At 70.7% G+C, this 8,474-nt stretch carries 9 protein-coding genes and 1 riboswitch; of the genes, 7 read left to right on the forward strand and 2 right to left on the reverse strand.

Features of this window, described 5'->3' with window-relative positions; all coding sequences use genetic code 11:
- Nucleotides 1–208: 208 nt before the first annotated feature.
- Nucleotides 209–1,108: a LysR family transcriptional regulator gene (locus ABTZ89_RS31245; RefSeq protein ID WP_351051474.1), complete on the reverse strand. Its 900-nt coding sequence runs from the start codon at nucleotides 1,106–1,108 to the stop codon at nucleotides 209–211.
- A gap of 129 nt (nucleotides 1,109–1,237) precedes the next feature.
- Between ABTZ89_RS31245 and ABTZ89_RS31250 the strand changes: the two genes are divergently transcribed.
- On the forward strand, nucleotides 1,238–2,464 hold the full coding sequence (locus ABTZ89_RS31250) for an MFS transporter (protein WP_351051477.1): 1,227 nt from the start codon (nucleotides 1,238–1,240) through the stop codon (nucleotides 2,462–2,464).
- On the opposite strand, the gene ABTZ89_RS31255 is transcribed toward ABTZ89_RS31250, so the two are convergent.
- Nucleotides 2,378–3,010, reverse strand: a complete 633-nt coding sequence (locus ABTZ89_RS31255) for a LysE family translocator (protein WP_351051480.1) — start codon at nucleotides 3,008–3,010, stop codon at nucleotides 2,378–2,380. The two genes, ABTZ89_RS31250 and ABTZ89_RS31255, sit on opposite strands and share 87 nt — an antisense overlap.
- A 285-nt stretch (nucleotides 3,011–3,295) precedes the next feature.
- Here ABTZ89_RS31255 and ABTZ89_RS31260 point away from each other — a divergent pair, with 285 nt between their 5' ends.
- The 6 genes from ABTZ89_RS31260 to ABTZ89_RS31285 form a co-directional block, all read left to right on the forward strand.
- Nucleotides 3,296–4,102 (forward strand): S1 family peptidase, encoded by an 807-nt coding sequence (locus ABTZ89_RS31260; RefSeq protein ID WP_270952460.1) that lies wholly within the window; start codon nucleotides 3,296–3,298, stop codon nucleotides 4,100–4,102.
- 151 nt (nucleotides 4,103–4,253) lie between these two features.
- The gene (locus tag ABTZ89_RS31265) at nucleotides 4,254–4,721 is read left to right on the forward strand and encodes a GNAT family N-acetyltransferase (protein WP_270952461.1); all 468 of its coding nucleotides are present in this window, start codon (nucleotides 4,254–4,256) and stop codon (nucleotides 4,719–4,721) included.
- Nucleotides 4,722–4,801: 80 nt separating this feature from the next.
- Complete coding sequence (locus ABTZ89_RS31270; protein WP_351051485.1) at nucleotides 4,802–4,930, forward strand: hypothetical protein; 129 nt, start codon at nucleotides 4,802–4,804, stop codon at nucleotides 4,928–4,930.
- A gap of 172 nt (nucleotides 4,931–5,102) precedes the next feature.
- Complete coding sequence (locus tag ABTZ89_RS31275) at nucleotides 5,103–6,353, forward strand: MFS transporter (protein ID WP_351051488.1); 1,251 nt, start codon at nucleotides 5,103–5,105, stop codon at nucleotides 6,351–6,353.
- 53 nt (nucleotides 6,354–6,406) lie between these two features.
- The gene (locus ABTZ89_RS31280; protein WP_351051491.1) at nucleotides 6,407–7,267 is read left to right on the forward strand and encodes a sugar phosphate isomerase/epimerase family protein; all 861 of its coding nucleotides are present in this window, start codon (nucleotides 6,407–6,409) and stop codon (nucleotides 7,265–7,267) included.
- Between the two features lie 138 nt (nucleotides 7,268–7,405).
- A riboswitch (cobalamin riboswitch) is annotated at nucleotides 7,406–7,584 on the forward strand.
- A gap of 41 nt (nucleotides 7,585–7,625) precedes the next feature.
- Nucleotides 7,626–8,474: magnesium chelatase ATPase subunit I (locus ABTZ89_RS31285; protein ID WP_351051493.1), on the forward strand; the 849-nt coding region annotated here is incomplete at its 3' end.

Consider the following 8,474-nt stretch of genomic DNA (forward strand, 5'->3'; position numbering starts at 1 on the left):
GTTTCCAGGCTCGTTTTGCGTGGCGGTGCGGGTGGCGGAACCTCAGAGGCTTTCTCGCTGCGGGATCCCGCTTTTATGTATGACCAATACACGGCAAACGGGCTGTCCTCGCGAGAAAGCCTCTGAGAACCCGCGGCGGTGCCGGTTGCGTGCGTGGGTTATGCGCCTGCGGCGCATCAAAGGCAAAAGATCAGATCGAGAGCCGCGCTCACGCGAGTCGCAGGCGGGGGCCCAGGTCTCGGGCGAGGCTGGTGGTCAGGGAGCGGAATTTCCGTACCGCCGGGTTGCGGTCGTCCGCGCGGGTGGCCAGGACGCTGTGATCGGGCGGTGCGTCGATCACCGGGATGCAGACCGTGCCCGGCCACGGGTAGTAGCGCTGGAAGGACTCCAGCGCCGATCCGGCGCCGCGGCCGGCGGCAGCGGTGGTCAGGACCTCGTGCGGCGTCACCGCGTGGGACCTGCTGCGGTTCGGGGACAGGCCGCCGAGGGCGTCGGCGAAGTAGAGGTAGTCGCTGAACTGGCGCGGGGTGTGCTCGGGGAGGCTGATGAAGGGCAGTTCGAGCACGTCGTCCAGGCGCACGGCCGGGGCGTCGGCCAGCTCCCACGACGCGGGCACGACGATGATGCGCCGCTCGGTGGTCACCACGTCCACGGCGATCCGCTCGTCCTCCGGGGCGGGGCGCACGAACGCCACGTCGACCCGGTGCTGCACCAGCGCAGAGACGTGCTCGGTGAAATCCAGCGCGACGAACTCGACCGAGACTTCGGGGCAGGCCCGCTGGAACGCCTGCACCGCAGCGGGCGTCAGCTCGGCGGAGCCGTTGCTCATGACGCCTACCCGGAGCGTTCGCTCCGACGGGGCCTCGGCCACGTCCTCGATCGCCGCGTCCAGCGCGGCCAGCAGGGATCGCGCGTGCCCGACGAACCGCTCGCCGGCCGGGGTGAGGCGCACGGGCGCGCGGTCCAGGAGCTGGGCGCCGAGGTCGCGCTCCAGCTGCTTGATGTGCGCGGTGACGGACGCGGGCGACCGGAACAGCCGCTCGGCGGCCTTGCCGAAATGTCCTTCCTCCGCGACCGCCAGGAAGGACGTCAACCGACGCAGGTCCATACCCGCAGCGTACGAAGCTCGGGAAGCTCTGGCGCCCGCTGAGCTCGCGAGAGGCGGAGATCACTGCCGCGTTCACGAAACCTGAACGGCCGGTGCGATGCCGGTTCCCGGCGGCATAGAACGACTGCTGTGCAGAAGAAGTGGTTGTCCGCCGCGTTCCTGTTGACCGCCGCGGGGTGGGGAGCGAACCAGTTCTCGCCGCTGCTCGGCGCCTACCAGCGCGACCTGGGGCTGTCGGCTCAGACGACGACGGGTCTGCTCGCGCTCTACGTGGCCGGTCTGCTGCCGGGCCTGCTGTTCGGCGGCCCGCTGGGAGACCGCCGGGGTCGGCGCCCCGTCGTTCTCGGTGCGGTCCTGGTCAACGCAGTGGCGACCGTCGCGCTCATGATCGGTGTCGGCGGGGCGTTCTGGCTGGCGGTGGGCCGGCTGCTGACCGGGTTGAGCACGGGCGCGGCCTTGGCCGCGGGCAGTGCCTGGGTCCGGGAGCTGTCCCACCCGCCGTTCGGCACCGCGGTCGAGGACGGCGCAGGCGCCCGCCGGGCCGGGGTGATGCTGTCAATGGGGTTCAGCATCAGCGGTCTGGTGTCCGCGCTGATCGCGCAGTGGGGTCCGCATCCGCTGGTCATCGCGTACGTGCCGCATCTCCTGCTGTCGGCGGCCGGTTCGGGGCTCGCGCTGTCGTGCCCGGAGACGCGCTCCGCGGGGGCCGAGTCCGGGGGACTCGGCAGCGCGCTCCGGGATCGGCGGTTCCGGCGGCTCGTGCTGCCGGTCGCGCCGTGGGTGTTCGTCGGGCCGACGATCTCGTTCGGGACTTTGCCAGGTTTGGTGACCAGCGAGCTGCACGGTTTCGACATCGCCTACGCCGGGATCACCGCGCTGATCACGCCGGGCTTCGGGGCCGTCGTGCAGCCGATCGCCCGTCGGGTCGCCCAGCGCGGCGAGCGGATTCCCGCCGTCGTCGGCCTCCTCGGCTTGGCGGCCGGGCTCGGGCTGGCCGCGGTGTCGGTGACGTGGGTGCTGCCGTGGCTGGCGCTGCTGGCCTGCCTGCTGATGGGCGGCGGTTACGGGTTCTGCGTGACCTTCTGCCTGACCGTGGTCGGCCGGATCGCCGGACCGGCCGCGCTGGCCCGGCTCACCGCGGTGTTCTGGTGCATCGCCTACCTGGGCTTCTGCACGCCGTTCGTGATCAGCCTGCTCGCCCCGGTGGCCTCGGCGGGGGTGCTGCTGCTGGTGCTGGTCGCCCTCGCGCTGGTCACCTGCGCGGTGGTGTCAGCCGGCGACCAGCCCGATCGAGATGGTGAGGAACGCCGCCGCGCTGATCATGTCCAGCGACTTCGCGACGCGGGGGTTCTTTAGCCGGTCGGCGATCTTGGCGGCGCCGAGCACCATCGAGGCCTCCCAGATCAGGGCCAGCACCAGGAAGACCACGCCGAGCATCACCAGCTGCAGCGCGGGCTGCGCGGCCGAACCCACGAACTGCGGCAGGAACGCGAGGCTGAACAGCAGCATCTTCGGGTTGGTGAGGTTGCTGAACAGACCGCGCAGGTAGGGGTTGGAGTTGTCGACGGGCGGCCCGGTGAGCGCGCCGTCGGCGGTCTCCTTCCTGGTCAGCCACAGCCCGCGCAGGATCATCGCGGCCAGGTAGACCAGGTAGGCGGCGCCGACCCACTTCAACGCGGACAGCACGGCGGGGCGGCTGGTGATCAGTGCGCCGAGCCCGGAGATCACCAGTGCCACCTGCAGGATGCTCGCGGTGTGGATCCCGGCGAGCGCGAGCATGCCGGCCCGGCGGCCGCGGTTCAGCGAGGTCCGCAGCAGCAGGAAGACGTCGACGCCGGGGGTGAGCACGACCACCACGCTCGCCACCAGGAAGGCGGGCAACGGGGTCAGGTCCACGAGCACGGTTCCTCCTTCGCGACAGCGCACAGCACTGATCACTTGATCGGGTTGGATCTGTCACCTGGTCAGGCACAGTTCACGGACCCGTGCGCAGAGACGCTTCGGATCCGTGTCGACAGGGGAAGGATGAGCAGCTGTCATCGTCGACGCGCTCAGTAAAATTTCCCGGCGTAATCCATCTTAACGAAATATTTTCCTGGTGCCGTGTGAGTTGCGCCTCGTGATGTTCCGGTATCCGGGTGACTACGGTGTGCCGTCGGCAAGATCCGCGACAGTGGGAGGCGCGACGTGGCGCGTGGCAGGACCGGAACCGCAGTGCTGCGGCTCGTGATCACCGGCGCAGTGGTGGCGCTGGCCGGAACGAACCCCGCGACGGCGAGCGCGGCGGAAGAACCGCAGGCGCGCGTGCTCGGTGGCTCCGAGGCCACGACGGCGGAGGCCCCGTGGGCGGTGGCCCTGACCGACGAGTACGGCCGGCAGTTCTGCGGCGGCACGCTGGTGACGCCGATCAAGGTCGTCACGGCCGCGCACTGCACGGTCGAACCGCTCACCGGCGGTCAGCGCGACCCGCAGCAGGTGCGCGCGATCTCGGGCCGCACCGACCTGACCGCCGAGGACGGCGCGGTCGCGGAGGTGGACCGGATCTGGGTGCACCCGGGTTTCCGCGGCTACACCACCGGTGACGACCTGGCGGTCCTGACGCTGCGCGAGCCGATGTCGCAGAAGCAGCTGCCGGTGGTCGACCAGGGCGACACCGAGCACTACCGGCCCGGCACGGTCGGCCGCGTCTACGGCTGGGGCAAGACCAGCGAGCAGGGCTCGCCGTCGACGACCCTGCGCTCGGTGGACGTCCCGATCACGACCGACGACGCGTGCCGCAGCGCCTACTCGAACTACGACCCGCGCAGCATGTTCTGCGCCGGAGTCCCGGAAGGCGGTCGGGATGCCTGCGCCGGGGACTCGGGCGGCCCGATCGTGGCGGACAACCGCCTGATCGGGGTCGTCTCCTACGGCACCGGCTGCGGTCGCCCGAACACCCCGGGCGTCTACACCCGCCTGTCCAGCTACGCGAACGAGCTCGCCGCGCAGCTCTGACCCGCCGGACCGCCGCTCGGCCCGTGCCGGCCGAGCGGTGGTTCCGCCGGTCCGCGAAACGAGACGCCGGAGTTCCGGGAAGAGTGTTGTTGGCTACTCCCGGTGCAGGTGAATGCGGGTTTCGCGACCCCGTTGTGATATCCAAGTAGGGATGACCCTGCAGCCGCTCGCGACCGCCGTCCACCGCGCCTACACCGCGGACCTGGACGCCGAGGACTTCTACCGGATGTTGCGCCTGCGCGTCGACGTGTTCGTCGTCGAGCAGGAATGCGCCTACCCGGAGCTGGACGGTCGCGATCTGGAGGACTCCACCCGGCACTTCTGGATCGACTCCGCCGACGGTTACGTGCTGGGTTACCTGCGGCTGCTCGAAGACCCCGACGGCGTGTTCCGGATCGGCCGGGTGTGCACCGCCAAGTCCGCGCGCGGGATGGGGCTGGGCCGCAAGCTGATGCGCGCCGCCGTCGCCGAGGTTCAGCACGCGCCCGCGGTGCTCGCCGCCCAGGTCTACGCGAAGGACTTCTACGCCTCCTTCGGCTTCGTCGAGGACGGGGACGAGTACCTCGAGGACGGCATCCCGCACGTCGACATGCGCCGCGAGCCGCGCCGCCGGGCGTGATCGGCGCTACTCCGAGCTTGACCCCGCGTGATCGGGGTGTCACGCTCCACCGCGTTCAGCAACGACGTGGAGGAGCCGGAATGGGCGCATCGGTCGGCGTTTTCGCCGCGCTGCGCCCCGTCGCGCTCCCACCGGACCCGGCGCTTCGCGGCCGGGTCAACCGCGCGCATCCCTTCTGCCGGTCCCGGACCGGCCCCGACGCCGCCTGAGCCTGTCCTGGCCCAGGTGGCGCGCCTGCGCGCTTCCTCATCCGCGAGCGATCCCTGACCTGCTCGCGCTCTTCTTTCCACCTCACCGGGACAGCCGAACCATCGGCGCGATCCCGGTTGCACGTGCGTTCGCGCCGGTTCGCGCACACCGCCGTGCACTAGGAGGAGAACCATGTCCGCACCGCCGCTTCTGGAACGGATCGGCATTCCACCAACGTTGAAGTGGGGCTTCGCCGGCCTGCTGGTCTTCATGATCGGCGACGGCGTGGAAACCGGGTACCTGTCGGCGTTCCTGGTCGAGGAGCAGGGCTTCAGCGAAGGCCGCGTCGCCCTGGTCTTCACCATCTACGGCATCACCGCGGCCGCCGCGTACTGGTTCTCGGCGGCGCTGTCGGACATCTGGGGCCCGCGCCGGGTGATGTTCCTGGGCGCGGGGATCTGGATCGCCTTCCACGTGCTGTTCGTGGCCGGCGGGATCATGGCGCACAACTACCCGCTGCTGCTGGTCAGCTATGCGATCCGCGGGTTCGGGTACCCGCTGTTCGGCTACGCCTTCCTGGTGTGGATCACGGCGAGCACCGAGACCCGGCGGCTGGGCACCGCGGCCGGGTGGTTCTGGTTCGCCTACAGCGCCGGGTTCGCCGCGCTCGGCCCGCAGCTGGCCAACCTCGCGATTCCGCTGATCGGCCAGCTGGGCACCCTGTGGCTCGGGCTGGTGGTGATCGTCGCCGGCGCGCTGCTGATGCTGCTGGTGCGCGACCCGAACGGGGACCGGCCGACGTCGGCGGTCGACGAGAAACCGCTGCACAGCCTGCTGGCCGGGCTGACGATCCTGTGGCAGCGGCCGCGGATGTCCGCCGGGATGCTGGTGCGGATGATCAACAGCATCCCGCAGTACGGGTTCATCGTCTTCATGCCGATCTTCTACACCCGCGAACTCGGGTTCACGCTGTCGCAGTGGCTGACGGTCTCGTCGGTGATGTTCGTCAGCAACATCTTCTTCAACCTGGTCAGCGGCATCCTCGGGGACCGCTTCGGGTTCGCGGTGGTGGTGCGCTGGATGGGCGGTGCCGGCTGCGCGGTGACCACGCTGCTGTTCCACTACCTGCCGCTGACCACGCACAGCTACGCCGCCGCGCTGATCACCTCGGTGCTCTACGGCGCGACGCTGGCCGGGTTCGTGCCGATGTCCGCGCTGATGCCGACCATGGCCCCCGACCGGCGGGGCGCGGCGATGGCCGCGTTGAACCTCGGTGCCGGCTTGGCCACCGCTGTCGGCCCGGCGATCGTCGGGATCACGCTGCCGCTGTTCGGCGTCGGCGGCGTGATGTGGGTCTTCGCCGCGCTCTACGTGGTCGCGGCACTGCTCACGCTGGTGCTCAAGGTGCCGAACTCGCAGGCCGCTGAGCAGATCAGGGCCTGATTTCGTCCGCAGCCGCGGGCGCGAGCGCTCGCGGGATTCGAGAGGAGTGGCAAGTGAACCTGATCGGAATCCACGCCGGGGTGTGGGTCGGCGGTTGGAGCCCGGAGGAGACCCGGCTCGCGCTGGGCAAGGCGAAGGAGACCGGCTACGACCTGATCGAGCTGACCGCGACGGACTTCTCGGCGATCGACACCGACCTGGTGCGGCAGCTGCTCGACGAGCACGGGCTGGCGGCTTCGGCATCGCTCGGGCTGACCTTCGACGCCGACGTCAACAACGACGACCCGGCGGTCGTGCAGCGCGGGCGGGACAAGCTCGGCGGCGCGCTCGACCTGGTGCACCGGATCGGATCGAAGCACCTGGTCGGCGCCCTGTACTCGACGCTCGGCAAGTACCCGGCGGCGGCCACGCCGCAGGCACGGGCCAACGCCGTCGCCGCGATCCGCGACCTGGCGGCGCAGGCCGCCGACCTCGGCATCGCGCTGGGCCTGGAGATCCTCAACCGGTACGAGACGAACCTGCTCAACACCACCCGGCAGGCGCTGGAATTCCTCGACGACGTCGGCGCGGACAACGTCACCGTCCACCTCGACACGTACCACATGAACATCGAGGAGCCGGATTTCGTTCGGCCGGTGCAGGAGGCCGGAGAGCGGCTCGGGTACGTGCACGTCGGGGAGAGCCACCGCGGCTACCTCGGGTCGGGCACGATCGACTTCCCGGCGTTCTTCCGCGCGCTGGTGGACATCGGCTACACCGGGCCGATCACCTTCGAGAGCTTCTCCTCGGCGGTGGTGGACCCGGCGCTGTCGGACACCCTCGCGGTGTGGCGGAACCTCTGGGACGACAACGAGGACCTCGCCCGGCACGCCCACCGCTTCATCACCGACGGGCTGCACTCCGCGCTTCATTGAGCTTTTCCAGGCTCGTTTTGCGCGGCGGTGCGGGTGGCGCAACTTCAGCGCCCGCCTGGACCGGCGAACCAGTCGGACGGGATCGAGGTAGTGGCGCAGGTCTCGACGGGGCGGCGGAAGGTTGGTCCGCCGCCCCGGTTCTGCGACGATGCTCCATGATCCGAATGCAAGGGGTGCGGCAGGAAGCCGGTGCGAGTCCGGCACGGTCGGCGCCACTGTGACCGGGGAGCGGCCCTCCCCCGAGAGCCACCGGGGAGACCTGGGAAGGCCGGAGGGGCGCGGTGATCCGGGAGTCAGGACACTGCGATCCCTTGTTCCCGCCACCGGGGCGTCCGCACCCCGAGGAAGGAACACCGGCATGCCCGCCGCTCCGCGCTTCCCCTTCTCCGCCGTCGTCGGCCACGACGACCTCCAGCTGTCGTTGCTGCTCAACGCCGTGCACCCGCGCATCGGCGGGGTGCTGGTCCGCGGCGAGAAGGGCACGGCGAAATCCACCGTGGTGCGCGCGCTCGCATCGCTGCTGCCGGCGCTGGACGTGGTCGCCGACTGCCGCTTCGGGTGCGCGCCGAGCGCCCCCGACCCGCAGTGCCCGGACGGGCCGCACGACTCGACCGCGGTGCAGCGCCCGGCGCAGCTCGTCGAGCTCCCGGTCGGCGCCACCGAAGACCGCCTGATCGGTTCGCTCGACCTGGAACGCGCGCTGACCGAGGGCGTCCGCGCTTTCCAGCCCGGTCTGCTCGCCGCCGCGCACCGCGGCGTGCTCTACGTCGACGAGGTGAACCTGCTGCACGACCACCTGGTCGACCTGCTGCTGGACGCCGCCGCGATGGGGCGCGCGCACGTCGAGCGGGAAGGCGTCTCGGTTTCGCACGCGGCGTCGTTCTTGCTGGTGGGGACCATGAATCCGGAAGAGGGCGAGCTGCGGCCGCAGCTGCTCGACCGGTTCGGCCTCACCGTGCACGTCGCGGCCTCGCGGGAAGTCGCGACCCGCACCGAAGTGGTGCGCCGCCGGTTGGCCTTCGAAGCCGACCCGGCCGGGTTCGCCGCGAAGTGGGCCGACGCCGACGCGTCCCTGGCCGCGCGCATCCGCGCTGCGCGGGACCGGGTCGAGCACGTGGCGCTGCCGGACTCCGAACTCCGCCGGATCTCCGCGCTGTGCGCGTCTTTCGACGTCGACGGGATGCGCGCCGACCTCGTCCTGGCCCGC

This window comes from Saccharopolyspora sp. NPDC002686 (genome assembly GCF_040295745.1).
In the GTDB taxonomy this organism is placed as follows: domain Bacteria; phylum Actinomycetota; class Actinomycetes; order Mycobacteriales; family Pseudonocardiaceae; genus Saccharopolyspora; species Saccharopolyspora oryzae.

Coding starts and splice junctions, on each gene's coding strand:
- ABTZ89_RS31275 (WP_351051488.1), top strand. CDS start 5,103: ATGTCCGCACCGCCGCTTCTGGAACGGATCGGCATTCCACCAACGTTG.
- ABTZ89_RS31270 (WP_351051485.1), top strand. CDS start 4,802: ATGGGCGCATCGGTCGGCGTTTTCGCCGCGCTGCGCCCCGTCGCGCTC.
- ABTZ89_RS31265 (WP_270952461.1), top strand. CDS start 4,254: ATGACCCTGCAGCCGCTCGCGACCGCCGTCCACCGCGCCTACACCGCG.
- ABTZ89_RS31245 (WP_351051474.1), bottom strand. CDS start 1,108: ATGGACCTGCGTCGGTTGACGTCCTTCCTGGCGGTCGCGGAGGAAGGA.